Source organism: Streptomyces liliifuscus (genome assembly GCF_016598615.1).
GTDB lineage: Bacteria > Actinomycetota > Actinomycetes > Streptomycetales > Streptomycetaceae > Streptomyces > Streptomyces liliifuscus.
In genome coordinates this window covers 10,911,856-10,938,789 of the sequence record NZ_CP066831.1, presented here as the reverse complement: position 1 = coordinate 10,938,789, position 26,934 = coordinate 10,911,856, and the positions used below count along the sequence as shown (strand labels likewise).

22 protein-coding genes and 2 pseudogenes are annotated in these 26,934 nt (G+C 67.6%); 14 read left to right on the top strand and 10 right to left on the bottom strand.

Annotated elements, in window-relative coordinates; genetic code table 11:
- Positions 1-104 precede the first annotated feature (104 nt).
- From JEQ17_RS47640 to JEQ17_RS47625, 4 genes are all read left to right on the top strand, one after another.
- Entirely contained in the window at positions 105-1,196 is a 1,092-nt protein-coding gene (locus tag JEQ17_RS47640; RefSeq protein ID WP_200401164.1) for a sugar ABC transporter substrate-binding protein, read from the top strand.
- A gap of 112 nt (positions 1,197-1,308) precedes the next feature.
- On the top strand, positions 1,309-2,085 hold the full coding sequence (locus JEQ17_RS47635) for an ATP-binding cassette domain-containing protein (protein ID WP_200401163.1): 777 nt from the start codon (positions 1,309-1,311) through the stop codon (positions 2,083-2,085).
- A complete protein-coding gene (locus JEQ17_RS47630) occupies positions 2,082-3,362 on the top strand; it encodes a sugar ABC transporter permease (RefSeq protein ID WP_200401162.1) in 1,281 nt (426 codons plus the stop codon). The genes JEQ17_RS47635 and JEQ17_RS47630 overlap by 4 nt, the downstream gene beginning before the upstream one ends.
- Positions 3,363-3,375: 13 nt before the next feature.
- Positions 3,376-4,581, top strand: a complete 1,206-nt coding sequence (locus JEQ17_RS47625; RefSeq protein ID WP_200401161.1) for an ROK family protein — start codon at positions 3,376-3,378, stop codon at positions 4,579-4,581.
- 261 nt (positions 4,582-4,842) lie between these two features.
- Here the strand turns inward: JEQ17_RS47625 and JEQ17_RS50990 are convergent.
- The 4 genes and pseudogenes from JEQ17_RS50990 to JEQ17_RS47605 form a co-directional block, all read right to left on the bottom strand.
- A pseudogene (locus JEQ17_RS50990) lies at positions 4,843-4,974 on the bottom strand (transposase); the annotation flags it as partial.
- Positions 4,975-5,021: 47 nt separating this feature from the next.
- Positions 5,022-5,303 (bottom strand): substrate-binding domain-containing protein, encoded by a 282-nt coding sequence (locus JEQ17_RS47615; RefSeq protein WP_200401160.1) that lies wholly within the window; start codon positions 5,301-5,303, stop codon positions 5,022-5,024.
- Between the two features lie 573 nt (positions 5,304-5,876).
- Positions 5,877-6,152: an RICIN domain-containing protein gene (locus tag JEQ17_RS47610; RefSeq protein WP_325176322.1), complete on the bottom strand. Its 276-nt coding sequence runs from the start codon at positions 6,150-6,152 to the stop codon at positions 5,877-5,879.
- A 93-nt stretch (positions 6,153-6,245) separates the two neighbouring features.
- Positions 6,246-7,676 (bottom strand): endo-1,4-beta-xylanase, encoded by a 1,431-nt coding sequence (locus JEQ17_RS47605; protein ID WP_200401159.1) that lies wholly within the window; start codon positions 7,674-7,676, stop codon positions 6,246-6,248.
- A gap of 800 nt (positions 7,677-8,476) precedes the next feature.
- Here JEQ17_RS47605 and JEQ17_RS47600 point away from each other — a divergent pair.
- The gene (locus JEQ17_RS47600) at positions 8,477-9,943 is read left to right on the top strand and encodes a non-reducing end alpha-L-arabinofuranosidase family hydrolase (RefSeq protein ID WP_200401158.1); all 1,467 of its coding nucleotides are present in this window, start codon (positions 8,477-8,479) and stop codon (positions 9,941-9,943) included.
- A 95-nt stretch (positions 9,944-10,038) separates the two neighbouring features.
- Here the strand turns inward: JEQ17_RS47600 and JEQ17_RS50985 are convergent, their stop codons facing one another.
- Positions 10,039-10,368, bottom strand: a complete 330-nt coding sequence (locus JEQ17_RS50985) for an FCD domain-containing protein (protein ID WP_407700132.1) — start codon at positions 10,366-10,368, stop codon at positions 10,039-10,041.
- A 179-nt stretch (positions 10,369-10,547) separates the two neighbouring features.
- On the opposite strand from JEQ17_RS50985, the gene JEQ17_RS47590 reads away from it, so the two are divergent.
- The 6 genes and pseudogenes from JEQ17_RS47590 (at position 10,548) to JEQ17_RS50610 (ending at position 16,188) form a co-directional block, all read left to right on the top strand.
- Positions 10,548-11,039, top strand: a complete 492-nt coding sequence (locus tag JEQ17_RS47590) for a hypothetical protein (RefSeq protein ID WP_200401156.1) — start codon at positions 10,548-10,550, stop codon at positions 11,037-11,039.
- A gap of 64 nt (positions 11,040-11,103) precedes the next feature.
- Positions 11,104-11,365, top strand: a pseudogene (locus JEQ17_RS47585) (transposase); the annotation flags it as partial.
- A gap of 655 nt (positions 11,366-12,020) precedes the next feature.
- On the top strand, positions 12,021-12,662 hold the full coding sequence (locus tag JEQ17_RS47580) for a hypothetical protein (RefSeq protein ID WP_200401155.1): 642 nt from the start codon (positions 12,021-12,023) through the stop codon (positions 12,660-12,662).
- A 39-nt stretch (positions 12,663-12,701) separates the two neighbouring features.
- A complete protein-coding gene (locus JEQ17_RS47575) occupies positions 12,702-15,137 on the top strand; it encodes a WD40/YVTN/BNR-like repeat-containing protein (protein ID WP_200401154.1) in 2,436 nt (811 codons plus the stop codon).
- Positions 15,138-15,318: 181 nt separating this feature from the next.
- Positions 15,319-16,035 carry a TSUP family transporter gene (locus JEQ17_RS47570; RefSeq protein ID WP_200401153.1) on the top strand — a complete coding sequence of 239 codons (717 nt, stop codon included), beginning with the start codon at positions 15,319-15,321 and terminating at the stop codon, positions 16,033-16,035.
- A gap of 21 nt (positions 16,036-16,056) precedes the next feature.
- A complete protein-coding gene (locus tag JEQ17_RS50610) occupies positions 16,057-16,188 on the top strand; it encodes a hypothetical protein (protein WP_267924829.1) in 132 nt (43 codons plus the stop codon).
- A gap of 231 nt (positions 16,189-16,419) precedes the next feature.
- On the opposite strand, the gene JEQ17_RS47565 is transcribed toward JEQ17_RS50610, so the two are convergent.
- The 4 genes from JEQ17_RS47565 to JEQ17_RS47550 are packed head-to-tail and all read right to left on the bottom strand — an operon-like array spanning position 16,420 to position 20,331.
- Entirely contained in the window at positions 16,420-17,685 is a 1,266-nt protein-coding gene (locus tag JEQ17_RS47565; protein ID WP_200401152.1) for an FAD-dependent monooxygenase, read from the bottom strand.
- A 17-nt stretch (positions 17,686-17,702) separates the two neighbouring features.
- Positions 17,703-18,347 carry a maleylpyruvate isomerase family mycothiol-dependent enzyme gene (locus JEQ17_RS47560; protein WP_200401151.1) on the bottom strand — a complete coding sequence of 215 codons (645 nt, stop codon included), beginning with the start codon at positions 18,345-18,347 and terminating at the stop codon, positions 17,703-17,705.
- Positions 18,344-19,183, bottom strand: a complete 840-nt coding sequence (locus JEQ17_RS47555) for a fumarylacetoacetate hydrolase family protein (RefSeq protein WP_200401150.1) — start codon at positions 19,181-19,183, stop codon at positions 18,344-18,346. The genes JEQ17_RS47560 and JEQ17_RS47555 overlap by 4 nt, the downstream gene beginning before the upstream one ends.
- Positions 19,180-20,331 carry a cupin domain-containing protein gene (locus JEQ17_RS47550; RefSeq protein ID WP_200401149.1) on the bottom strand — a complete coding sequence of 384 codons (1,152 nt, stop codon included), beginning with the start codon at positions 20,329-20,331 and terminating at the stop codon, positions 19,180-19,182. Before JEQ17_RS47550 ends, JEQ17_RS47555 begins: the two co-directional genes overlap by 4 nt.
- Positions 20,332-20,409: 78 nt before the next feature.
- Between JEQ17_RS47550 and JEQ17_RS47545 the strand changes: the two genes are divergently transcribed.
- Complete coding sequence (locus JEQ17_RS47545) at positions 20,410-21,186, top strand: IclR family transcriptional regulator (RefSeq protein ID WP_200401148.1); 777 nt, start codon at positions 20,410-20,412, stop codon at positions 21,184-21,186.
- Positions 21,187-21,507: 321 nt separating this feature from the next.
- On the opposite strand, the gene JEQ17_RS47540 is transcribed toward JEQ17_RS47545, so the two are convergent.
- The gene (locus JEQ17_RS47540; RefSeq protein WP_200401147.1) at positions 21,508-23,844 is read right to left on the bottom strand and encodes an ATP-binding protein; all 2,337 of its coding nucleotides are present in this window, start codon (positions 23,842-23,844) and stop codon (positions 21,508-21,510) included.
- 471 nt (positions 23,845-24,315) lie between these two features.
- Here JEQ17_RS47540 and JEQ17_RS47535 point away from each other — a divergent pair, with 471 nt between their 5' ends.
- Positions 24,316-25,767, top strand: a complete 1,452-nt coding sequence (locus JEQ17_RS47535) for an aldehyde dehydrogenase family protein (RefSeq protein WP_200402100.1) — start codon at positions 24,316-24,318, stop codon at positions 25,765-25,767.
- A gap of 27 nt (positions 25,768-25,794) precedes the next feature.
- Positions 25,795-26,898 (top strand): NAD(P)-dependent alcohol dehydrogenase, encoded by a 1,104-nt coding sequence (locus tag JEQ17_RS47530; RefSeq protein ID WP_200401146.1) that lies wholly within the window; start codon positions 25,795-25,797, stop codon positions 26,896-26,898.
- The last annotated feature ends 36 nt before the right edge of the window (positions 26,899-26,934 follow it).

Sequence of the window (26,934 nt, the reverse complement as noted above, 5' to 3'; positions counted from 1 at the left end):
CACCAGACACCCGGCAATTCCCCCGAGAGCGCGCTTCTCGGCTTCCTTCTCACCACCCTCGTACGTCCGGTCGTCCGGCCGTAACACCAGAAAGGACCCTGCCCATGCGCAAGGGACTCCTCTTCACAGCCGCCTCGGTGGCACTGGTCAGCTCGCTCACTGCCTGCGGCGACTCCTCGTCGGGCGACAGCGACTCCGGCTCCGACGCCAAGCCGAAGATCGGTGTGATCCTCCCGGACAGCAAGTCCTCGGCCCGCTGGGAGACCGCGGACCGCAAGTACCTCTCCGAGGCGTTCAAGGCGGCGGGCGTCGAGTTCGACATCCAGAACGCGCAGGGCGACAAGCAGGAGTTCCAGACCATCGCAGACCAGATGATCACCAGCGGTGTGAACGTCCTGGTGATCGTGAACCTGGACAGCGGCACGGGTAAGGCAGTTCTGGACAAGGCCAAGGGGCAGGGCGTCGCCACGATCGACTACGACCGGCTCACGCTCGGCGGCTCCGCCCAGTACTACGTGAGCTTCGACAACACCGCGGTCGGCAAGCTGCAGGGCGAAGGCCTCAGCAAGTGCCTGAGCGACATGAAGGCCAAGAAGCCCATCGTCGCCACGCTCAACGGCTCACCGACGGACAACAATGCCACTCTCTTCGCCGAGGGCTACAACGGCATCCTCGACCCGAAGTACAAGTCGGGCGACTACGTGAAAGGCCCGGACCAGTCCGTCCCGGACTGGGACAACGCCCAGGCCGGCACCATCTTCGAGCAGATGCTCACAAGCGAGCCCAAGATCGGTGGCGTGCTTGCCGCCAACGACGGTCTCGGCAACGCGGCCATCGCCGTCCTGCGCAAGCAGAACCGCAACGGCGAGGTCCCGGTCACCGGCCAGGACGCCACCGTCCAGGGACTGCAGAACATCCTCGCGGGCGATCAGTGCATGACCGTCTACAAGGCGGTCAAGAAGGAGGCCGACGCCACGGCCAAGCTCGCCGTCTCCCTCGCCAAGGGCGAGAAGGGCGAGACGAACGCAACCGTCGAGGACCCCGAGGGCAAGCGCAAGGTCCCGTCCGTGCTGGAGACGCCGGTGGCCATCTACAAGGACAACGTCAAGGACGTCGTGGACGACGGCTTCGTCACCAAGGAAGAGCTGTGCACGGGCAAGTACGCCGCCCTGTGCACCAAGGCCAACATCAAGTAGCCCTCACCGGCCGACCGGACCGTCACCCCTTGTCCAGTCGGCCCGACCGCGGGTCCCGGGGCTCCCACCTCCCCGGGGCCCGCGGCCTCACGACCGTAAGGAGCCGTCTTCCATGACAGCGACCCCGATCCTTCGACTGCGCGGGATCGACAAGAGCTTCGGCGCCGTGCAGGTACTGCACGACGTGTCCTTCGACGTCCATCCAGGCGAGGTGACCGCCCTCGTCGGAGACAACGGCGCAGGCAAGTCCACCCTGGTCAAGTGCATCGGCGGGATCCATCCGATCGACGGCGGCGAGTACTGGTTCGAGGGTGAACAGGTCCAGGTGCACAGCCCGCGTGAGGCGGCGGCCCTGGGCGTCGAGATCGTGTACCAGGACCTGGCGCTCTGCGACAACCTCGACATCGTGCAGAACATGTTCCTCGGCCGCGAGAAGCGCCGGGGGCTCGTCCTGGACGACGCGACGATGGAGGAGATGGCCGCCCAGACCCTCGAAGGGCTGTCGGTCCGCACCGTCAAGTCCATCCGCCAGCAGGTCTCCAGTCTTTCCGGCGGCCAGCGGCAGACCGTGGCCATCGCAAAGGCCGTGCTGTGGAACAGCAAGGTCGTCGTCCTGGACGAGCCGACCGCCGCGCTCGGTGTCGCCCAGACGGCACAGGTCCTCGAACTGGTCCGGCGGCTGGCCGACAACGGTCTCGCCGTGGTCCTGATCTCGCACAACATGAACGACGTCTTCGCGGTGTCCGACCGGATCGCCGCCCTTTACCTGGGCCGGATGGCCGCCCACGTCAGCACGTCGGACGTGACGCACTCCCAGGTAGTCGAACTCATCACCTCGGGCCGCAGCGGGGACCTCGGCCTCGCCCACAGCAACGGAGTCACCGCATGACCGCCGCAGTCGCCCCCGAGAAGCCGGAACTGCCGCACGGTCCCGGTACGCCGAAGAAGAACGGAGCGGCCGGAGCCGCGAGTCTGCGCTCGGTCGCCCGGAACTACGTCGATCGGGTACGCGGCGGCGAGTTGGGCGCCCTCCCCGCCGTACTCGGCCTGATCGTCCTGTGCGTGTTCTTCGCCGCCCTGCGCCCGGTCTTCCTGTCCGAACTGAACTTCGCCAACCTGCTGACCCAGGGCGCGGGCAGCATCGCCATTGCCATGGGCCTGGTCTTCGTCCTCCTCCTCGGCGAGATCGACCTGTCCGCGGGGTACGCCAGCGGGGTCTGCGCCGCCGTACTCGCCATCCTGCTCACCGACCACGGATGGCCCTGGTACGGCGCGGCCGGCGCGGCGATCCTCACCGGCACGGTCATCGGCCTGGTGCTCGGCCTGCTGGTCGCGAAGGTCGGCATCCCCTCATTCGTGGTCACACTGGCCGCCTTCCTGGGGTTCCAGGGCATCGTGCTGATGCTGCTGAAGGAAGGCACCAACATCTCGATCCGGGACGAGACGATCCTGGCCGTCGCCAACAACAACCTCTCCCCCGCGCTGGGTTGGGTACTGCTCGCCGTCGGTGTCGGAGCGTACGCGGCGATCCAGCTTCGGCAGAACCGGAACCGCCGGCGGCGCAGGCTCGCCCCCGCTCCACTCACCCTGCTCGCGGTCAGGATCGGCGGCCTGGCGGTCCTCGGTGCAATCGCCGTCCACCTGCTCAACCAGGAGCGCAGCCGCAACGTCATCGTCGACTCGCTCAAGGGTGTGCCGATCGTGGTGCCGGTCATCGCCGCCCTGCTCGTCGCCGGTACGTTCCTGCTCCAACGCACCTCGTTCGGCCTGCACATCTACGCAGTGGGCGGTAACGCCGAGGCGGCCCGCCGGGCCGGCATCAACGTGGCAACCATCCGGATCTCCGCGTTCGTCATCTGCTCCTCCCTGGCCGCGGTCGGCGGCATCATCGCCGCGTCCCGGGGCAACTCGGTCGACCCCAACACCGGTGGCAGCAACGTGCTGCTGCTGGCGGTGGGCGCCGCCGTGATCGGCGGGACGAGCCTGTTCGGCGGGCGGGGCAGGGTCGTTGACGCCGTGCTCGGCGGCATGGTGGTCGCGGTCATCCAGAACGGCATGGGCCTGATGGGGTACAGCTCAGGGGTCAAGTACGCTGTCACAGGTTCGGTTCTGCTGGTGGCCGCAGGCGTGGATGCGCTGTCCCGTCGCCGGGCCGTACAACGATGAGGTCTGGGGTTCCATGAAAGCCGGTCCCTCGCAGGAGGAGATTCGCCGGCACAACCTCGGCACCCTGCTCCGTCATGTGCACATCGGCGGATCCATGTCGCGAGCCGTCCTGGCCGAGCGCATGGGACTCAACCGCAGCACCATCCTGGGTCTGGTGAGCGAGCTGGGCTCGGCCGGCCTGGTCCGTGAGGAACTGCCCCGTGACACCGGCAGGGCCGGCCGGCCGTCCCTGGTCGTACGCCCCGAGTCCGACCGGGTGTACGTCCTCGCCTTCGACGTGGGCGTGGACCGGCTGGCCGCCGCCCGCATCGGCATGGGCGGGGTCTTCCTCGACCACAGGGAGATCCCCGTGCTTCCCGGCCATAGCAACGCCGGCAAGGTGGCCGAGGTCCTCGCCGGCTCCGCGCTGGAAATGATGGGCACGGCACGGCACGGCACCTACTGCGTCGGCGTGGCCGCCGCCGTCCGCGGGATGGTGCGCCGATCCGACGGCCTCGTCCGCGCCGCCCCCTACCTCGGCTGGGAGGACGAGGAGTTCGGCGAGGACCTCAGAAGCCGGCTGGGCCTCGGCCTTCCCGTCTCGGTGGGTAACGAGGCCAGTCTCGGTGCGCTCGCGGAGCACCTGCGCGGTGCCGGGACCGGATGCCAGGACCTCGTGTACCTGCACGGCGACATCGGCATCGGCGGCGGTGTCATCACCGGTGGCCAACTGCTGGGCGGCGACTGCGGATACGGCGGCGAGATCGGGCACATGGTCGTCAACCCGCGAAATGGCAGGCCCTGTGGCTGCGGGGCGCGCGGCTGCCTCGAAGCCGAGGCCGGGGAGCGCGCCCTGCTGGAGACCGCGCGGCGCGACCCGTCGGCCACCGGCCGGGAAGCCGTACGCGCCGTCATCGAAGCGGCCGACCGGGGCGACATCACCGCCCGCGCTGCCCTGCGCGACGTCGGCGACTGGCTCGGCATCGGCGTCGCCAACCTGGTCAATGTGCTCAACCCGCGCACGGTCATTTTTGGGGGGACGCTCCGCGAGGTGTTCCTCGGCTCGGCCGCCCAGATCCGCAGCCGTATCAACCGCCTTGCCCTCACAGCCTCCCGCGAGAACCTGCGGCTGCGAGTGGGGGAACTCGGCGACGACGCGGTGCTCATCGGAGCCGCCGAACTCGCCTTCTCCGAGATCCTGGTCGGCCCTCTGGAGACGCTGGCCCGCGTTGGCGCATAGCCAATACAGCGACGCGACCATCACGAAGGCCGGACCGCGCACACCCCGGATCGCGTCCATGACATTCACTAGTGACTTGCGGCTCTTGTCGGCCTTGGCCGTGAACAGGACCGAAGCAGGTTGAGCAGGTCGACGATCGTCTACGGTATGTCCGTGCCGGTCCTGATGATCACGTCTTGGTCGTCGGCGGTGTCGTGCAGTGCTGCCGCAGGGAACGGCCTTGGGGCGGTAGCCCCTGACGTGAAGCTCATACTTCCCCGGCAGGTGGATCCACCGCATGCCGGTCTGGGACTCGAAGGCGATCGCCTCGATCACCTCACGGTGATCCCGCGACCGGCCACCCCGCTTGGGCGTCAGGTCCGAAAGCAACGGCTCAATCCGCGCCCACCACACGTCAGTCAACGGCACACCCGGACCAACGACCGACTGATCCAAGCGAATTACCTGGCTGTGGAGGGTGAGGGATGACGGTTCGGTGTCGCCGCCTGCAGTCCAGCCGTGCGTGCCGTAGTACGTCGGGGAATGAGCGTGAGGGCGAAGCTCCAGGCGCTCGTGGGGACACCGGCGATGAGGTCGATGAGCTGGTCGACGGCTGCTGCGGCGATGGCGTCGAAGGGGACGCGGACGATGGTCAGGGGCACGGTCGGCCGGGTGGCGAAAGGGATGTCGTTGTAGCCGACGATGGAGAGATCCTCGGGACCGTGGAGACCGGCGCGCTGCACGGCGGCGAGGGCCCTGACGCAGTGTTGTCGTTGACGGCGAAGACCGCAGTGGGGCGTCGGACGAGGCCCGGCAGGTGCTGGCCGGCGTCTTCGCCGCTTTCCATGCTGAAGGTGGAGGGGATGATGAGTGTCTCATCGATGGGGAGGCCGGCCTCTCGTAGTGCTCCTCGTATCCGACACGGCGGCCGGGGGCTCTGGAGGCTTAGGAGGGGCCGGCGATCAGGATGATGCGTGATGGGCGAGGTCGATGAGGTGTCGGGTGGCGAGGTAACCGCCGAGGCGGTCGTCGCCCAGTGACGCGGCGCTGTCCCCGTAGGTTCACAGGGCCAGGACGGGCAGGATGCCCTTGTGGGCAAGGTCCTGGGAGAAGCCGCCGTTGGTGCGGGCGGTGGTGAGTACGAGGCCGTCGACGCGGCCGTTGGAGCAGGACGTCACCGTTTTCGCAATCGAGGTACGGGTCGTCGTGGGTGGTGGCGACGAGGATGTGGTAGCCGCGTACACGCGGCGCCCACAGGCCTTCGCCACCACGCGCGCGACGCCACCCGCGCTCTGGTCACACTCGGCATCACGTGGTCAACGCCGACAGATCCACTGAACGACGCCGCTCTGCCTCGCAACCACACTGTGAGGAGTGTTGTAGAAGGCCAGGCGGAACTGCTGGTTGGCTCCGTCGTTGCGCGTCCGCTGGCCGGCCCGCGCACCGTCGGCAGTGGACGCGCCAGAGAGGTCCAGCGCCTTGCCGCTGTTGCGATTGACCAGGACGTACCAGGCATTGGTGTCCACCATCGCCGCCTCGGCGGGCGCCGGACTCACCGCGGCGAGCATGCCGATCGCGAGGGTCGCCGCCACGGCGGCGACCCGGGACGACGTCTGCGTGGAGGGGCGGGGGAAGCCGCGCCGTAGGTCTTCATCGATTCACCCCTTCGTTTGTGGCAGGTCCCGTCAGGTGCGAGTCCAGCGTTGGTTGCTGCCGTTCGCGCAGGAGTGGAGCTGGATCAGGGTGCCGTTCGCGGTGCCGCCTGCGACGGCGTCGACACAGAGGCCGGACTGGACGCCGACGATGGATGCGTCGGCGTTGAGGCGCCATTTCTGGTTGTCGCCGCCCCAGCAGCTGTAGATCTGGACTTTGGTGCCGGTACCGGTGCCGGCGGCGTCCAGACACTTGTTGCCGTAGACCCTGAGCTCGCCGGCGGCGGTGTACGTCCACTGCTGGTTGGTGCCGTTGTGGCAGTCCCACAGGTGGAGCTGGGTGCCGTCGTTGGTGCTGGTGCCGGGCACGTCCAGGCAGCGGCCTGAACCGACGCCCTTGATCGTTCCGGAATCCGAAGGCGGCGTGGAGGAGCCGCCGTTGAGTGCGTTGAGTACGGCGGTGTAAGCGGGCTTCTTGCTGCCGTCGCCGTTGAACAGCAGCGGCGTGTGCTCCGGTCGCCAGGAGTCGGTGTCGCGCACACCCCAGACGGTGATGCCGAGGCAGCGCGGGACGGCCAGGCAGTCGTTGGTCACGTTGGCGTAGGTCGTGGCCGAGGCGCCCTGGATGTCGAGTTCGGTGATGGCCACGTCGACACCGAGGGCTGCGAAACTCTGCAGGGTGGTGCGGAAGTTGCTGTTGTAGGGGCTGCCGCTGTTGAAGTGCGACTGGAAGCCGACGCAGTCGATCGGCACGCCGCGCTGCTTGAAGTCTCGGACCATGGCGTACATGGCTTGGGTTTTGGCCCAGGTCCAGTCCTCGACGTTGTAGTCGTTGTAGCAGAGCTTGGCGGCCGGGTCGGCGGCGCGCGCGGTGCGGAAGGCGACCTCGATCCAGTCGTTGCCGGTGCGTTGCAGGTTCGAGTCGCGCCGGGCTCCCGAACTGCCGTCGGCGAAGGCCTCGTTCACGACGTCCCACTGGGCGATCTTGCCCTTGTAGTGGGCCATCACGCCGTTGATGTGGTTGATCATCGCCTGGCGCAGCGTGCTGCCGCTGAGGCTCTGCATCCAGCCGGGCTGCTGGGAGTGCCAGGCCAGGGTGTGGCCACGCACCTGCTTGCCGTTCTGCACGGCCCAGTTGTAGACGCGGTCACCGGCGGTGAAGTTGAACTGGCCCTGCTGCGGTTCGGTGGCGTCGATCTTCATCTCGTTCTCGGCCGTCACCGAATTGAACTCACGGCCCGCGATCGTCGTGTACGCCGAGTCGCCCAGCCTGCCCGAGGCGATGGCGGTGCCGAAGTACCGGCCACTCTGCGCCGCCGCGGCGCCGAGCGTGCTCTCTGCGGCGTGTGCGGTCGGCGGCGCGACCAGTGTGGCGACCGCAGCGAGGACGCCGACGACCAGCGCCAGCAGCAGGCCGCGGATCTTCTGGCGGATAACGGGTCCGGGAAGGGCAAACAGGCCCATGGCTGTACCTCCAAGGCGGAAATCACGGAAGGAGCGAAGCGCAGGGAAATGCGTCGTCCGCTCCCACTCGCCAGACGGACGGGGCGGGACGGAAACCGGGCAGGACGGAATCGCCGGACAGCGCGGTCATGGGACCGGACCGATCTCCACCGACACGAGACGGCAGCCGGTCGGCCGGCGGAGGACGTACGGCGGGCGGCGGTGTTGCAACACAGGCATGGGGGTACTCCATCGCAACTCAGCCCGGGGGACCGCCACGCGGCGTCGCGCACTTCTCCAACTGCGCGAACAGCCAGGACGCGCTGGTGCGAACCTCACCGGAACGAAACGGGTGGTGCAGGTGCTTCGATGCGCGGATCTGCGGTGCAGCTGTGCATGGATCTGCCGTACAGCACAGCCACTCAGGACGACGTGGTTCGGAATCTCGAACTACGGTCGGTCACTCAGAGAGGGATGATTGAGGGATTGACGGTGAATCGTCAATACTCACCACAGGGAAAATTTCTGTTCATCACCCGAATCTTTCGGGCTCGCGGTAAGCGCCAGACACCGCTCACTCAACTCCCCTCCCCCGCACGGATCCTTGGATTGGCGAGCCTTACCGCGAACTTCCCGAGTACCGGGAGGAACCGTTTGTGGACAGATCGGCGACAAGCCTTGACCAGAGGGCCCCGCATTCCTAGCTTGTGGCGTCAAAGGTTCGGAGAGATCACCGAAAGTTTCGACGCTGCCTCTGCCCCCAGTACGGCCGCTCCGCGGTTCATCGGCGTCACCTCACCCCGCCCCAAGGAGGCCTTCTGATGTGGTTTCGCCACCCGTCCCCGGTCCGTCCAAGACGCTTACTCGCAGTCCTCTCGCCCTTGCTGCTCGTGGCTACTTTCCTCGGTGCCCAGCCCGCCGACGCGGCGACCGTAGACCCCAACGCCTCGTATGTGCTGGTCAATCGCAACAGCGGCAAAACCCTGGACGTCTACAACATGGCGACCAACGACGGCGCCCGCATCACCCAGTGGGCCAGGAACGATCAGAACCAGCAGCAGTGGCAGTTCGTCGATTCCGGCGGCGGCTACCACCGCATCAAGTCCCGCCACTCGGGCAAGGTGCTGGACGTCCACAACCGGTCCACCGCGAACGGCGGCTCGATCGTCCAGTGGGCCGACCTGAACGGCACCAACCAGCAGTGGCGGCTGGCCGACAGCTCGGACGGCTACGTGAGGCTCATCTCGCGCCACAGCAACAAGGCCCTCGAAGTACAGGGTGCCGCCACCGCCGACAACGCGAACATCGTCCAGTACGACGACTGGGGCGGCACCAACCAGCAATGGCAGCTCGTCAAGGTCGGCGGCGACAGTCCCGGCCTGTGCGATCTTCCGTCGACATACCGCTGGACGTCAACGGGCGCCCTGGCGCAGCCCAAGCAGGGGTGGGTCTCGCTCAAGGACTTCACCGTCGCCCCCTACAACGGCAGACAACTCGTCTACGCGACGACGCACGACACGGGGACGAGTTGGGGTTCGATGAACTTCGGCCTGTTCACCAATTGGTCGGAGATGGCCTCGGCCAGCCAGAACACGATGTCGGCTTCCACCGTCGCGCCCACGCTCTTCTACTTCGCGCCGAAGAACATCTGGGTGCTCGCCTACCAATGGGGCGGGACCGCCTTCTCCTACCGGACGTCGAGCGACCCCACCAACCCGAATGGCTGGTCATCCCAGCAGGTGCTCTTCTCCGGAAGCATCTCCGACTCCGGAACAGGACCCATCGACCAGACGCTCATCGCTGACGGGTCGAACATGTACCTGTTCTTCGCCGGTGACAACGGCAAGATCTACCGGGCCAGCATGCCGATCGGGAACTTCCCGGGCAGTTTCGGCTCGGCCTACACAACGATCATGAGCGACACGACGAACAACCTGTTCGAAGCCCCTCAGGTCTACAAGCTGCAGGGCCAGAACCGCTACCTCATGATCGTCGAGGCGATCGGCTCGCAGGGCCGCTACTTCCGCTCGTTCACGGCCACCAGTCTGAACGGCTCATGGACACCCCAGGCCGCGACCGAGAGCAATCCCTTCGCCGGCAAGGCCAACAGTGGCGCCACCTGGACCAACGACATCAGCCATGGCGAACTGATCCGCACCAGCGCCGATCAGACCATGACCGTCGATCCCTGCAATCTGCAGTTGCTCTACCAGGGACGCAGCCCCAACTCCGGCGGCGACTACGGCCTCCTGCCCTACCGTCCGGGTCTGCTGACGCTGCAGCGCTGAGACGGCGTGACACGAGGTCCGGCTCCCTGAGGGAGCCGCCGTGGCGGGCTCGGCGGAAGACCGAGCCCGCCCGGGTCACGCGACAACGTCAGCACTCATACGGCGACGGAGCGCGGGGTCGGGCAACGCTCACCAGCCCGAGGGCCATCCCACCAACGCGATGGCGCTCGCCAACGGTCCAAGCGCACGGGGCCGCCTGGTTCGCTGCGGCGGTCGAGCCAGGCTTCGGTGATGTGGGTGAACATCGCCTCGGCCGCACCGCCCGGGTCGTGGGCGCCGATGCGCTCGTACACACGGCAATGGCCGCGGTTGGAGGCGACGCGCATGTCGCGCTCGGGCCGGCCCATGTACGGCGCGGCGTCGACGACTTGGCTCTCCAGCGCGGGGACCACCCCATGGGCGATGCTGTTTCCCGACGCCTGCATGATGACGTCGCGCAGGGCGACCCAGCTCGCCCGGCGCGGCCGGTGAAGGGAATCCGCTCCTGACGAGTATCGGGTTTGTCCTAAACCGATCGCAGAGTTGGTTGATCTTTCAGTGCCCAGTACTCCAGCCGTAGATCGTGATCGTGGATACGGAGGCTGCTCGCCGGTGGCCTGCCTGCGTGGCTGAGATCTGGGGCGAAGAGCAGTTGATCGCGGACGGCTTCGAGCGTGTGTACGCCGAGTCGGAGTGGTACGGCGAACCGTGGGCCGGCCTTGCTGACATCGACGGGAAGCCTCACTACTTCGAGATGCAGGTCTACGACCACAGCCATGAAGTCGATGAGTACCAGGTCTGGCCCGCAAGCGAGGCGGTGGCGGAGCTGGAGCGCGAGCAGTGGGCGATCTACGCCAGGTGGTATGAGCTCCGTGAGGCGGGCGGGGTCGGACAGCAGAGCCATCCGGGCCACGGCGGGGTCGACGCCCGCTATGACGAGCTGGAGCTGCTGTTGGCGCCGCACCGCTTGGCGCCGGACGGCGCCCGTCGGCTCGTGTGTGAGCTGCGGTTCGTTGCCGGTGTCGACGTTCGCTACCGAGTCGAGGGGCCCGACTACTGGCTTCGGTGGCGTCCGGGGCCGCCGTTGATCATGGGGTGTTGTGTGGGCAACCAATGATCACGCGGCGGCCTCGGACGCCGGCGTAGTGCCTGCCCAATGGCAGGAGGCATTCGAAGGACTGATGAGCCGGATCGCCGGCAGGTTCTCCCGAGTTGAACCCCGTCGCCGGGTGCGGCGGTTGGTCTCCGGACGGCATGCAGCACCTGTTGGGCAGGGCCGAGTGGGATGCCGATCAGGTCCGCGACGACGTGTGCGCGTACGTGGTGGAGCACCTGCACGACGACCGGGCGGTGCTGGTCGTCGACGAGACCGGCGATGTGAAGAAGGGCACTGGCACGGTCGGCGTCCAGCGCCAATACACCGGTACTGCCGGCCGGATCGAGACCTCCTGAGCCGCCGTCTGAATCGATGTCGAGGCCGTCGACAGAAAACCTGCAATCCGGGGCTTTCATGTCGTCAAAAGGCGTTGAGTAATGGAACGGGGTATCGGATGGATCATGCTGCAAGGTGCTGGTGTACGCGCTCCACTACGCCGTGGAGAGAGGCGAGTGGGGAAGCCATCCTCTGGCGCGGATCCGATGGCGGTGCACAAGCCGAGTGTGGCAGTAGATCCGATCTATTGCCGGCCTTCCACCAACAACCAGCGCATCGAAGGGCTCCTGAGCACCTGCGTCCAGCCGTCTGGCATGGCTCAGCAGCGGCTGGGCCGAAAGGCGCTGCCCTGTCCCACGGTGACTTGCGAAGGCGCGAGGCAAGCCATGTTACGACGAACCATTCCGCCGTGCGGTCGGCAAACGCGGGGGCGAGACAGCTCGGTTGCAGCCCTCCCCGCGCAGAGGGACGATAGAAGGGAGGTGCTGCCCAAGGCGGGCCCCGCGCCTTCCAAGTCCCGTTCGGGGCCCGCACGCGGCAGGCCCCGTTCCCGTGATTCCGCATTCCAGCGATGTCCCACCTGGGGGCCGGATGGCGAGAATCCCGCGCGGAGTGGCCGATGAGCGCGGCCGACAAGCCGTCGTACACGATCACGAAGGCGCTCTGATGGCATTGGACCTGGAAAGCGGCGTGCCGCTGTGGCGCCGCGGACGCGGTCTGCGGCCGTGCGCTCTGCTCGCTGGTTCGGTCGTGGCCCTGCGGATCAGTCGGTCGCCGACGCTGGTGGTCGTGGTGTTCGATGCCGCGACCGGTGAGGACCGCTGGACGTCGGAGCCGGTCGACCTGCCTCCGTGGGCTCGTTGCGCCCTCGACGACACCCGTGATTTCTCCGTGCGCACGGAGACGGACGAGGACATCGTGGTGATCCACTGGGTCGCCCGGTCCTGGTACGTCGGTGGCGCCGCACCGAGCCCACAGGCTCTCAAGGAGTCCCGGCGCGAGGCGCATGGCACTCTGCGGGTCGATCCGGCGGGCCCTCCGGTGGAGATCCTGCCGGAGGTGGAGGCACCGCCGGAGCCAGCCGACGCCGGTGCGCCACCCCTTGTACCACCGTCGGCTCCCTCATCACAGGCGGCCGCCGATGTGCTGGACCAAAGCCGGGTCGGCGACGTACGCGTGGAGCTCGCCCTTCGCTCCGACTCCGGTGCCATTGTCCTGAGGGCGATGAACCCCCGCACCGGCACGCTCAATTGGGAGGTCGAGCTGGACGATGCGACCACACGGCGGGCGCCCAGGCTTCCGCCCTAGCCACACCTCGCACGTTCTCATCCCAGTCAGGGGAGCATCATGACCATCTCGGACGAAGAGCTCGCCCGGTCGAAGAACATCAGCGTCGATCAGGTGCAGTTGTTGTGCCGAGCCCGGGGTACGACGAACGAGACGCTTGAGGCCCTGCCCGAAGCCGCAGTGCGGCGGGCCCTGCTGCGTCTCGACTTTCCCGACCTGCCGACCGCCCGTGGGGTCTTCCGCCTCAAGCAGGAGCGCAGCGACGACGGTAGCGTCCGGCCGCATGCCCTGGGCACGGCCTACGAGCAGGTGAAGGCTCTGCTGAGTCGCGAGGCCCCATCGGCGACCGCGGGTGTGCCGACCGGTCCGAATGGTCATAGGCTCCGGGGAGGGCCGACCCCGACGGGCGGTCTGCAGCTGGCCAACTGGGTGTGGCTCGGCCCCGGGAACATCGGTGGGCGTACCCGCGGCATGGTGATCCACCCGGTGCAGCCGGACAAGATGTGGGCCGTGAGCGCCGGCGGCGGTGTGTGGCGCACCGAGGACGGAGGCGCCCAGTGGGAGCCTGTCGACGACTTCTTGGAGAACCTCGCGTGCGCCTGCATCGCGAGGGACCCGTCCGACGCGTCCACGATGTACGTGGGGACCGGTGAGGCGTTCCAGAATCTCGACGCCATCCGGGGCAACGGCATTTTCGTCACGACTGACGCGGTCGACTGGAATCCGATCGCGGCCACCCAGACTCCGGACTTCCAGTTCGTGAGCCGGATCGCGGTGTCGCAATCCGGGGAGGTCGTCCTCGCCGCCACCTCCACCGGTCTCTTCCGCAGCGTCGATGCAGCGCGGGCCACCTGGACCAAGGTCCTGGACAACCCTCTCGGCGACGTACGATTCGATCCGCAGGACAGCAGCAAGGCGGTCGCCGGCGCGCTGCGGGACGGTGCGGCCTGGTTCAGCCGGGACGGCGGTCTCACCTGGGATCTAGCGGCCAACGGTCCGTGGATCGGCCGGGTCGAGCTCGCGTACGCGGAGAAGGACCCGGATATCGTCTACGCGTCGGTCCAGATGACCACCGGCCAGATCTGGCGGTCGCAGGACGGCGGAGCGACCTACCAGCAGAAGATGACACGGACCCCGGGCGGCCTCCCCTCGGACTACCTGAGCAGCCAGGGCTGGTACGACAACACCATCTGGGCCGGGGACCCCACCGACGCGGACCTGGTGCTCGTCGGCGGCGTCAACCTGTACCGCAGCACGGACGGCGGCGACCACCTGGCCGAGATCAGCACATGGTCAGATCCCCGCTCGGCGCATGCCGACCAGCACGCCATCGTCTCTCACCCCTCCTACGACGGAGTCACCAACCGAACGGTGTTCTTCGGCAACGACGGTGGCGTGTTCAAGGCGGAGGACCTGGCGGTTGTCGGAAGCGAGCCGGAGCCTCCGTTCGTGAACGGCTGGACCGAGCTGGTGAACAACTACGGCGTAACCCAGTTCTACGCCGGGGCGGGCCACACGGGCAGCGGGAAGATCATCGGCGGTGCACAGGACAACGGCTCGCTCACCTTCGACCCGGCCCTCGGCACCCAGGACTGGCAACCGTTCTTCGGCGGTGACGGCGGCTGGTGCGCCTCCGACCCGACCGACCCCAACGTCTTCTACGGCGAGTACGTCTTCCTGAACATCCACCGCAACACCGACGGTGGCACCACCGACGACACACAGGGTGACCGCTACATCAGCGGCCAGTTCTTCAACTTCGCGATACACGACTGGGACTGGAAGCAGGTGCCGTTCCGTATCACGGACGCAAAGAACGAGGACGCGCTCTTCATCGCGCCCTTCGTACTCGATCCGAACAACGAGAACCGGATCCTGGCAGGCGGGCTGTCGCTGTGGCGGACAGACAATGCCAAGCAGCCGAACACTGCCACCACCGGGCCGACCTGGAAGGCGGTAAAGCCCAACGCCGCCACGATGATCAGCGCGATCGCGGTGGCGCGCGGTGACTCGAACGTGGTGTGGGTGGGCCACGAGGACGGCATGGTCTTCCGTACCGCCAACGGCACTGCTACGACGCCCACCTGGCAGCGCGTCGGCGCGACCGGCCCGAGTCCGCTGACGCCACGTCGCTTCTGCACCTGCATCACGGTGCATCCGACGGACCCGGGCACCGCCTACGTCGCGTTCGGCGGATACGAGCGGGGCAACCTGTGGGTGACCACTGACGGCGGCGAGCACTGGACCAACCTGGCCACCGCTCTGCCGCGCGCCCCGATCCGCGCCCTGGCGGTACATCCGCGGCGGACGAAGCTGCTCTACTGCGGTAGCGAGGTCGGGCTGTTCGCCAGTGACAACGCCGGCGCGAGCTGGTCGCCGACGAACGAGGGCCCGACCAACTGCTCGGTCGACGACCTGTTCTGGATGGACGAGACGCTGGTCTGCGTGACTCACGGCCGCGGAATGTTCCGGATCGACCTCTCGACGGTCCCGTAAGGCGACCCAGTCGCCGGCCCGTCATGAGTTGCGATCGACGACCGGGGTCGGGGGCCGACGGGTCGCCCTCTGGAAGTCGGCGCCGATCTCCCTGCAGTTGGCGGATCCCGGCGGGCCACCTCATGGTGGAAGAGGCGGGCATCGCTGCTGACTTCGCGGTCTCCTAGACTGAGGAGCACTGATGGAGCCACTTCTGCTTCCAGTTGTGTTCTTGGCTGTGGCTGCTGCATTCACGCTGTCCGCTTCAGCAGGGTTCGGTGGCAGCCTGATCCTAGTTCCCACTCTGGCGCTCGTACTCGGCACCAAGTCCGGGGTGGCGTTGGCAGCACTTCTTCTTGGCGCCAACAACCTGGTAAAGGTCTTCGCTTACCGAACGACCCTCCCGTACCGCAAAGCCGTCGTCGTGATCGCCCTGATCGCCGCAGGATCATTCCTGGGGGCAAAGCTGCTGGTTTCCGCGTCCGAACAGGTGGTAACCCTTGCGGTCCTCGTCAGCTTCGCTGTCGCGTTTCTCGTCGAAACGCTCGATCTCAGCCGCTGGCGGCGCGGGGGTTCCCCAGTGATGGCGTTCGCCGCGGGCGCGACATCCGGATTCAGCGGCACGTCCGGACCTCTCAAGGGGCTTGCGGTCCGCGGACTGGCTCTGGATCGTCTCCACCTCGTCGGGGCACTGTCCATGGCCTCACTCGTCGGGGATGCCACGAAAACCGCCGTCTGGACGGATGCCGCGCTGCTGACGGGCGGGGACTATCTCGTCGCCCTTGCGTGTCTCCCGCTGATGTTCTTCGCAACGTTTCTCGGCAGGCGCTTCAACACCAGAATCGGTGAGCGCGGGTACACAGGCCTGTTCTGGACAGTGATGGCAGGCTATGCCGGCCGCCTGCTAGCCGGCCTGTAAGAGGTCGTAACAGGATCATGGGTGGGCCTTCTTGAGGCGTCGCCAGAACATGAGGCTGCACGCCAGGGAGACGAAGGCATCGTGGAGTTCGAGGCGTCGTTCCCATCGGATGGCGAGGCGTTTGAACTGGTGGAGGAGGCGAACGCCTGCTGACCCCGCGCTGTCGGCGCCGCAGTACGTCACTGCCAACCGGTCCCGGGCCAGCCGACCGTCGAGGACACCGCCCGCACCACCCCGGTTCTGGAGAAGTACGCTGCGAGACACAGCCCGGAAGCCGGAAACGAGCGGCCGAGACCTGTCCGGCCCTGGTCGAACGTGCGCTTCCGAACACGTGCGACCGCGGACTGTGTGCAAGTGTCCCGCGGCGCACGAACCATGTGAGTCTCAGACCTCGACGGAGTCCAGTGGGATGGCCGTGAACATCTCCGGCTCCTGGTCGGGCTTCAGCGCCGTGGGGCCGTAGACCCAGTCCATGAAGGCGTAGTCGTAGGTGTCGCGGGAGCGCATCACCGCATTGCGCTGCTCCCGTTGGACCCCGACGTGGTGCCACAGCGCGCCCCACGACCGTGCGGTGAGCACCACCCGGCGGCAGTGTTCGGGGCGTACGGCCTCGTAAGCGTCGAGTGCCACCTCCCAGTCGATGCCGGACCCGCCTTCGGATCGCTTCGCGCCCTGCGCACCCGCATGCTGGGCCAGCACCCAGCCGTCCTCGATGGCCATCACCGCACCCTGGGCCATGTACTGCAACGGCGGGTGGGCCGCGTCTCCGAGCAGGGCGATGCGCCCGGTGACCCATTTCATGAGTGGCTCACGGTCGAACATCCGCCACCAGCGGTCGCGCCACATCAACGGCAGGCCCTTCTGGATCTCTTGGCACGTTCCCTCGAAGGCGTGGTCGAGTTCATCCGGGGTGCCCCAGTCGTCGTCACCGGCCAAGGCCTTCGGCGACTGGAACACCGCCACCTGGTTGAACATCCGGCCGCCACGTAGCGGGTACTGGACGAAGTGGCAGTGCGGCCCAACGTACAGAACGACATCCTTCTCATGCACCTCGTTGGCGCGCACCTGCTCGAAGGGAACCGCACCGCGGTAGGCGACGTAAGCCGAGTTGACGGGCTCGTCGTCGACGAGCAGCGTGCGCGCGATGGAGTGGAGCCCGTCGGCGGCGAGGACGACCTCGGCCTCGTCGCTGTTGCCGTCGGCGAAGGTGACGCGCGCTCCGCCCTCGATGTTCTCGTATGCCACACAGCGCGCGCCGGTCACCAGTTCCACGCCCGCCCGCTCGCAGCCGCGCAGGAGGACGCCGTGCAAGTCGCTACGGTGGATGACCAAGTACGGGAAGCCGTAGCGGCGTTCCATGTCCTTGAGGTCCACGCGGGTCAGCTCAGTGGCACCGAGCGCGTCCTTCATGATCATATGCTCGGGCAGTACGCCGAGTTGGACGGCCTCGTCCAGGAGCCCGTAGTCGTGCAGGATCCGGGTGCAGTTCGGGGCGAGCTGCAGGCCCGCGCCGACTTCGCCGAACTCGGGGGCCTGCTCGTAGAGACGGACCCGCAGGCCCTGGATGGTGAGGGCCAGCGCAGCCGAGAGTCCGCCGATTCCGCCGCCGATGACGAAGACGTCCGGGCGGTGGGATTTTGTGCTGTTCATGTCTCTCTCCCGCGTGGTCACAGCCACGGAGTAAGGGGTTCCGCCGGGAAGCCGTCCCCGGTCGTTACACCGGTGTACGGGCGGCCCGCCAGGTAAGCGGTGATGTCGGCGTTGTTGCCCTGGACGGCGTGGACGGTGTCGCTGCCGCGCTTGCCGACGATGTCGTGGCGGAGTTCGGCGCAGAACTCCTCGGGCAGGTCGGCGAAGCGGATGGCGGTGCCGAGGTCGACGGCATGCACCATGACCTCCCTCGTGCGCATCCACGGGATCTCACTGGCCGGCACGGTCCGCCCCTGGGCGGTCAGTACCTCCGCTCGCCACTGCTCCTCGGTCAGTTCGGCCATTGCATAGGTCAGCAGCTGCGCCGACTCCTCGAACCAGGCGGTGAGCCATGCGGCGGGTAGCTGCGCGCCCGACTCGATGTCCGCCAAGCGCTGCTCCGGGGAGCTGTACATCGGAGTGGGCTCACCGGTGCGGGCCCAGTGCATGAGGTTCCTGAGGGCCCGGGCGTTGGCGGCCACGTGGGCCACGATGTGCTTGCGGGTCCAGCCGGGGAGCAGCGAAGGCGCACCGTACGATTCCTCGTCGAGGTCGGCGAGGGCCTTGCGGCACAGGTCGGTGCCCTCGGCCACCCAGGCCAGCGTCGTCCGAAGGGTTCTCATAGCGTCCCCTCGGAGACGACGCGGTTCTCGAGGCGGCCCACGCCCTCGATCTCGGTGACGATGGTGTCGCCGTCCTGCAGGAATACCTGGGGTGTGCGGGCGTGGCCGACGCCGCCGGGGGTGCCGGTGGCGATGATGTCGCCGGGGTTGAGCCGGATTATTGTGGAGACGTAGCGGACCAGGTGAACCGGGTCGAAGAGCAGGTCGCCGGTGTTGTCCTGCTGCATGACCTGCCCGTTGACCTCGCAGCGGATGTCGAGCGCGGGGCGCGGGCCGCCGACCTCGTCAGTGGTGACGAGGAACGGGCCCAGCGGGGTGGTGGAGTCCCAGTTCTTGCCCTGCAGCCACTCGCGGGTGCGGAACTGCCAGTCGCGGCAGGTGACGTCGTTGAGGACCGTGAACCCCGCGATCGCGGCCTCGGCCTCGGCCTCGTCGGCCCGCCGGACCTGGCGGCCGACGACCACGGCGAGTTCGGCCTCCCAGTCGAACTGCTCGGTCTCGACCGGGCGTCGGACGTCGTCGAGGGCGCCGACGAGAGTGTCCGCGAACTTGCTGAAGAGCGTGGGGTATTCGGGCAGGTCGCGGCCCATCTCCTTGATGTGCTTCTGGTAGTTCAGGCCCACGCACACCACCTTGGTGGGGCGCAGGACGAGCGGGGCGAACTCGGCGTCGGGGCCTGCGTACTGCTGGCCGCCGGCCGTCGCCGCGGCGTCGAGACCGCGCGCCGATGCCAGTACGGCACCCACGTCCGGCAGACCGAGATCGACGAGGGTGTCACCCTCGACGCGAACCGCAGTGGTGGTGCGGTCGCCCAGACGGATGGTGGCGAGCTTCACGCGTTCTCCTCGATGTGGGTGCGGAACAGGTTGAGCTTGTTGAAGAGGGGGGCGTCGCTGAACTGGAACAGATCGAGCGCGCCGGAGTCGGAATCGGAGAGCGATGCCTCGGACCGGATCGACACGGGCTGCCATGACGGGACGACGAAGAGGTCTCCGCGCCGGACCGACCAGGAGAAGTCGCCCACGGTCACCCGGCCGGAGCCGTCGAAGACCTGGTAGACCGACGAACCCGTCTCCCGGCGCGGGGTGGTCTCCGCGCCGCTGACGATGCGGTGGAACTGGGCGCGGATGGTCGGCAGGACGTCCTGCGCGGTGGTGGGGTTGATGTAACGAACCAGCGCGTGGCCGGGCCCGACCGTGCCCGGGTGGCCCTCGCGTTCCAGCTCCAGTTGGTCGGTCAGAGCGGCGTCGGTGTCCACCCAGCGGTAGCACAGCAGGGGTGTGCCCTCCCTGCGCCCGAACTGCGAGACCGGCACCAGCCCCGGGTGGCCCCACAGCCGCTCCGAGCGCGACCGGTCGGGCGTCGCGTGCTCCTCCTCGGACAGCTCGTCCCGGCCGAAGTCGAAGAACTGTGCCTCGACGTCGTACTGGAAGGGGATGTCGAGGCCGTCGATCCAGGCCATGGGCTCGTCGGCCGAGTTGTGGTGGGCGTGCCAGTTCATACCGGCCTGCGGCAGGAAGTCACCACGGCGCATGGGCACCGGATCGCGCTCCACGACGGTCCACACGCCCTCGCCCTCGACGACGAACCGGAAGGCGTTCTGGGTGTGCCGGTGCTCAGGTGCGTTCTCGCCGGGCATCAGGTACTGAATGGCCGCCCAGAGGGTCGGCGTCGCGTAGGGCCTGCCACCCAGGCTGGGGTTCGCCAGGGCTATGGCCCGGCGCTCGCCGCCTCGGCCGACCGGCACCAGGTCGCCGGAGCGACCGGCCAGGTCGAGCAGTGTCTTCCACTCCCACAGGTGCGGCTGCGCCTTCGACCTGGGGTGCTCGGGCATCAGATCGCCGATCCGGGTCCACAGCGGAACGAGGAGGGCCTTCTCGAAGCCCCGGTAGAGCTCTACGAGTTCGGGACTGACGGGCGGCTGGTCCGGCCGGTCCTCGGCGGTGAGCGAGACGGGTGAGACGGTGCTGTCCTGGTCGGTCATGCCCACACCGTGCTCCGCAGATCATCGATTGGAACAGTAGATTCTGTCTTGCGGAACAACAGGTGAGAGGCGGTCGTCGTGGCCAAGGCAATGAAGAACCCACCGGCGTACGGCGTGACGAGCGTGGACCACGCGCTGCAGCTGGCGGTGATTCTGCAGGTGGAGGGCCCCATCACGGTCTCCGAGGCCGCCCGGCGGCTCGGCGTGGCCCGTTCCAGTGCCCATCGTCTGCTGTCCACGCTGGTGTACCGCGACTTCGCGGTGCAGAACGATGACCGCAGCTACCGGGCCGGACCGGTTCTGGAGATCGCTGCCAAGGCTCAGTCGAACGTAGGAGCCCTGCGGACCGCCGCCCTCGGCCCGCTGCGCACTCTCGTCGACACCCTCGACGAGACGGCGAACCTCACCATCCGCACCGGCCGCACTGCTAGGTTCATCGCCTCGGTCGAGTGCACGCGGGCCCTCCGGGTCGGAAACCGCGAGGGCATGGTCTTCCCCGCACACCAGGTGAGCGGGGGGCTGGTCATGCTCGCCGCCCTGGCCGATGACGAATTGACCGCGCTCTACGCGCACGCCCCCACCGACGGGTCCGCGGAGCACCCGGATCTGGCGGAGCTGCGCGGCGAGCTCAGAGCCGTCCGGAGCAGTGGCGTCGCCGTCAACCTCGAACGTTCCGAGCGAGGGCTCGTTGCCATCGGGCGCGGAGTCACCGATCCGAGCGGCGCCACGATCGCCGCCGTGTCGGTGTCCATGCCGAGCGTGCGGTACTCACCCGACCGCGTGAAGGAGATCGTGTCGGCTCTGACCGTGGCAGCGGACAGGATCTCTGCCGAGATGCATGAGGGAGTGCGGTAGAGCACATCGGTCAGAAATCCTCGGACGAGGTCGGCCAGCTGCGAAGAGCAGTGCCGTGTCGTCGACCGACGGCTCGGGCAGCAGGGGGGCGAGGACCCCGTGCAGCCAGGTCGAGGACCTGTGGGCCCAGTTGGAGGGGTATTCCGTCGGCGACCTCAGTGACGCCGAGCGCGCAGAGACGCCAGCCGTCCTGGACCGGTTGGAGCGCAACCTGCTGCACCACGCCGGCGAGGCCAAACCGGTCCTCTGCGACGACGCGCACGGCGCCCGACCGGCCGGTGGCCCCGCGGCGTCACCACGACGGCCCGCCGGCCGGCTCCTTCAGAGCGAAGCCGGCACGCCGGACGCCGCCCCCGCCACCCAGGCGGCCACCTGCGCCCGGGAGGAGAACTCCAGCTTGGCCAGGATCCGTTCGATGTGCCCGTCCACCGTGCGGGTGGACACCACAAGCCGCTCGGCGATCTGGCGATTGCTGAGGCCCTCGGCGACGAGGCGGGCGACCTGTTGTTGTCGTGGGGTCAACACCTCGACCGTCGTCGCGGGTTCGGGTGCGGCCACCGCTTCGGGGTCGTTCAGCGCGTAGGAGATGGCCTGCCGTCGGTCCATGCGACCGCCTTCGTCAAGCCTGGCCTGAAAGGCCTCGGCGCCACCCAGTCTGCGTTGCAGTTCCTGCTCGCACTGGGTGTGGTAGCCCGCCAGGTGCGGTCCGAAGGCAGTGAGTGACGTGCCTATCACCCCCCAGATCGACTGGATCGCACCGAGCAGACGAGCCGCGTGGTCGTACTCCGCGTTCGTCGTGGAGACCCACGCGAGAAGTTCGATCATGACCGCGGCGCCGACATGGTCGTTGAAGCCACGCTGGATCTGCAGACCCGCGCGGGCCGCCGACTTCGCCTGGTCGGGGTCGCCGTTCAACCAGGCGTACAGACCCAGCGCGTACAGTGCGCGCGCCCTGGCCCACTGCTCGCCATTGCGCTCACTCACCGCGATCACCTGCCGGGCAACCTGCTCAGCCTGGTGGTCCTGGAGCAGGGCCCGGGCGATGGCGGTCTGGAAACCGTTGAAGAGGACGCCCTCGACATCTCCCTGCTCCGCGAGTCGCGCGGAGGCCGCATCGAAGTGGCCGAGGGCAGCACGGAGGTCTCCGCGGAAGAAGGCGACGGTGCCGCGGAGCGAGCGCGCCATGCAGAGCGAGACCTGATCGCCGAACTCTCCGGCCAACTCGTCGCATTCCGTCAGTCGTACCTCGGCGGCGGAGTCGTCGCCCTGGAGCAGGGAGACCCATGCTGCCACCCAGAGTGCGGTGGCCCGCTCGGGCAGTCGTGGTGCGTCGAGCGCGAGAGCCAGGTCGAGCCAGCGCCGCCCCTCGCTCAGAGCTCCGTCGGCACACCAGTGATGGCGCAGCGCGGACACCATGGACAGGGCGCGCTGGGTCCGACGCGTGCTGATGCACCGTTCCAGGGCCGATTCCATGTTGCCGCGGTCGGCGCGTAGCCGGGCCAGTCCGGCTTCCTGGCCCGGCCCGCTCCAATTCGCCGCCACCTGTACGGCCAGTGCTCCGTAGTATTCCTGGTGCCGGTCTCGCACATTTTCCACGTTCTCGTGCGTCTTCAGGCGCTCTCCGGCGTATTCCTGGAGGGTCATCAGCATACGGAAGCGCAACAGCCCGCTTCCTTCGACGGCCTGGATAATCGACTGGGCAACCAAGTGATCCGTGAGGTCGAGAATCCGCTCGCGGGGCAGACCGTCGTCGGCGCATATGTGTTCAGCGGCCTGCAAGTCAAATCCGCCGGAGAACACCGAGAGGCGAGTCCACAGCAATTGTTCCTCGGGCGTGCACAGGTCGTAACTCCAGTCGATCAGCGCGCGGAGTGTGCGCTGACGGGGAAGTGCGGAACGGCTCCCGCCGGTGAGCAACCCGAATCGGTCTGCCAGCCGTTCGACCAATGCGTCGAGGTGCAGCGATCGCAGCCGTGCGGCGGCCAGCTCGATCGCCAGGGGGATGCCCTCCAGCTGAGCGCAGAGGCGGGCCACTGCCAGGCTGTTGATGTCGTCCACGACGAACCCGGGTGTGATCGCCCTTGCGCGGTCCACGAGGAGTCGCACCGACTCGTACCGGGACAGCACCTCCACGGAGGACTCGGTGTCGGGGTCCGGGACCGGCAACGGCAGAACCTGATAGACGTACTCCCCGCCGATGATGTCCAGGACTTGCCTGCTCGTCGCAAGAATCCGTACGCGTGGACAGCCCCGCAGCAGCTGGTCGACGAGCACGGCGCAGGCCTGGACGAGATGCTCGCAGTTGTCGAAGAGCAGTAGCGTCTGCCGGCGGCCCAGGTACTCGATCAGCCGGTCCGCAGCCGGCTGATTCGAGTGATTCGCCACCCCGAGAGCGGTCGCCACGGCGTGCTCGACGAGTTCGGGCTCACGGACGGCCGCCAGGTCGATCAGCCAGACCCCGTCGGGGAACGCCGATCGGGCCGCGATTCCCGTCTCGACCGCCAGCCGGCTCTTCCCGACGCCGCCCGCTCCGGTCAGCGTCACGAGGCGGGCGGATCCCAGCAGCCCGCGAACCTCCGCCAGTTCACTGCGCCGTCCCACAAAACTCGTGACGGCGTTGGGAAGGTTTCCCGGACCACCCTCAGATATCTCATCCATCATGAATTCCAGATTCTCTTCTGAGAGCCCGGCCGTTGCCCGAATTCGGCGGAGTGACCCCGTCGAATTACATGCGACTCTGACGCACTCCGGGTGCTGACACCCGGATTCCCTCCGTTAATGCCGTGCCGAGTAAGGCGAGATGTGAGGCCGAGCTGACTCAATGCCGCATGATGCGGATTTGTGTCCCGAACATTGAGACGCTAACAGGTGATTTTCTGTCCACGCAAGCATCGGGAGCGTAGGTATTGCGCGCTTCGGCGCGGCTCGCAGGGGCACGGGCGCAGCGGTGCGGACACGGCGCGTGCCGGCCGGATCCGGTACCGGGCGCCCCGCCCGCGTCGGGGCCGGGCGGGGCGGGGGTAGACCTGCGGGACCTCGCGAAGGGGTGGTTCTACCCGTATCCCCGGAGCCTCGCCGGGGCTGAGATTGGCCCTCGGTTCGAAGTGAGGAGGACCCAACGTGACAACGATGCACGTGGGAGCCCGGCCCGCAGTTGCCCCAGGCAGGCTGTTCATCGGCGGTCGATGGGAGCCGGCAGCGGCAGAGGCCGTCAGGGAATTGGTCGATCCTGCGACCGGGCAGATGGCGGCGACCGTCGCCGAAGCCGGTGCCTGCGACGCCGGACGTGCGGCCGCCGTGGCGCTCAAGGCCTTCGAAGAGGGTCCCTGGCCGCGGATGAGCCCGCGCGAACGGGGGCGCATCCTGATGCGCGCCGCCGAGTTGCTGCGGCAGCACGCCGAGGAGTTCGCCCTTCTGGAGAGCTTCAACGTCGGAAAGCCCATCACGCTCACCCGGCGGGTCGACATCCCGATGGCGATCGAGACCTTCGAGTACTACGGCAATCTCGCAGCGGGCATCGAAGGCGCGGTCCGGACACCTGCCGCCCCCTCTCTGGCGTACACCCGGCGGGAGCCGATCGGTGTGATCGCGGCGATCACCCCGTTCAACTTCCCACTCGTACTGTCCAGCAAGAAGATCGCCGCGGCCCTTTCCGCGGGAAACACCGTCGTGCACAAGCCGGCCGCGGAGACCCCGCTCACCGCTCTCCGGCTCGCGGAAGTACTCCAGGAAGCCGGTCTGCCGGACGGCGCCTACAACGTGGTCACCGGGGATGCGGAAGCCGGACAGGCGCTGGTGTGCGACCCGAGGATCGCCAAGGTGGCGTTCACCGGCTCGACCGTCGTCGGAAAGAGAATCGTGGCCCTAGGGGCCGAGACCCTCACCCGGGTGACCCTGGAACTGGGCGGGAAGAGCGCGAATCTCGTATTCGCCGACGCCGATCTGGATGCCGCCGTGCCCACGGCGGTCAAGGCGTTCACCTTCAACACGGGACAGTTCTGCATGGCGGGCAGCCGGCTTCTCGTCGAGCGGCCCGTCTACGAGGAAGTGCTTGAGCGGCTGAGCGCAGCCTGTGCGCAGATCAAGGTCGGCGACCCGTTGAGTGCGGAGACCATGGTCGGGCCGTTGGCGGGCCCCGCTCACCAGGCAAAGGTCATCTCGTTCCTCGAACGGGCCAGGCGCGAGGGAATCGATGTCACCAGCGCCAAGTGCCCTGACGGGCCGGGCTTCTACGTCGCCCCGGCGGTGCTCACCGGTGTCGAGCAGCAATCGGTCTATGTCCAGGAAGAGATCTTCGGGCCGGTCCTGACCGTCCAGCCCTTCGACACCGAAGACGAGGCCGTGCGGATGGCGAACGGAACTCCCTACGGCCTCGCCGCCGGCCTGCAGACCCGTGATGTCTCCCGTGCGCATCGCGTCGCAGCGCGCCTCGACGCGGGAACGGTGTGGGTCAACACGTGGGCTGCCATGGACATCTCCATGCCGATAGGCGGCTACAAGCAGTCCGGATACGGGCGGGAAAACGGCCCCGAGGGCCTGGACGAATACCTGCAGACCAAGTCGGTCATCGTGGCCCTGTAGGCATCGACCGAGAAAGGGAAAGGCATCATGCATTCCACCACAGCAGCCATAATCGAAGGCCCGGGTGCCCCATTCACCTTTGCCGAAGTCGTGCTTGACGAACCTCGCAAGGACGAGGTCCTGGTACGAATGGTCGCCGCCGGTCTGTGTCACAGCGATCTGAACGTACAGGCGGGCCGTATGCCCTTCCCGCTGCCCGGGGTCATCGGCCACGAAGGAGCCGGAATCGTCGAGCGGGTCGGGGCTTCTGTCACCAAAGTCCGGCCCGGCGACAAGGTCCTGTTGAGTTTCACATCATGTGAACACTGCACCAGCTGCCGCAATGGCCACCCGGCCTACTGCGACACCTGGCTGCCTCGCAATGTGACGGGAGGCAAACGCAGAGACGGGAGCTCTCCGATCACGCGCGAAGGCGTCCCGGTCGGTGGGCATTTCTTCGGCCAGTCCTCCTTCGCCGAGGCGGCCGTCGTCGACGCTCGCAGCGTGGTGAAGGTGGACCCCGAAGCCGACCTGACGGTACTCGCGCCGCTGGGCTGCGGCGTCCAGACCGGAGTCGGCACCGTCTGGAACGTCCTGGCGCCCAGACCCGGTGAGAGCCTGGCCGTCTTCGGCGCCGGCGCGGTGGGCCTGTCGGCGATCATGGCCGCGGCTGCTCTGCCCTCGGGTGACATCATCGCGATCGACCGTGTGCCCTCCCGGCTCGAGCTCGCCCTGGAGCTCGGCGCACGGCACACCATCAACACCACCGAAGTGGATCCGGCGACCGCCCTGGCAGAGATCACCGGTGGACGCGGCGTCGACAACGCAGTGGACACCACCGCAATTCCCGCTCTCCTCCGCACCGCCGTCGACACCCTCAGCACCGGCGGAGCGTGCGCCGTCGTCGGCGTGGCCCCTCCCGGTGTCGACGTGGCGCTGGACATGCACGATCTGCTGCTCGGCAGGCGCGTGCTGGGCGTGACGCTGGGGGACGGCGAGCCGGAGACCCTGCTGCCCCGGATGGCCACGCTGCATCGGCGAGGAAAACTCCCGCTGGAAAAGCTGATCAAGCACTACAAATTCAGGGACCTGAACACCGCTGCCCGCGAAATGCACGATGGGGCGACGATCAAACCGGTCATGCTGTTCTAGTCTCCCGATTCCGTTGAAAACACCTGGCAAGTCATC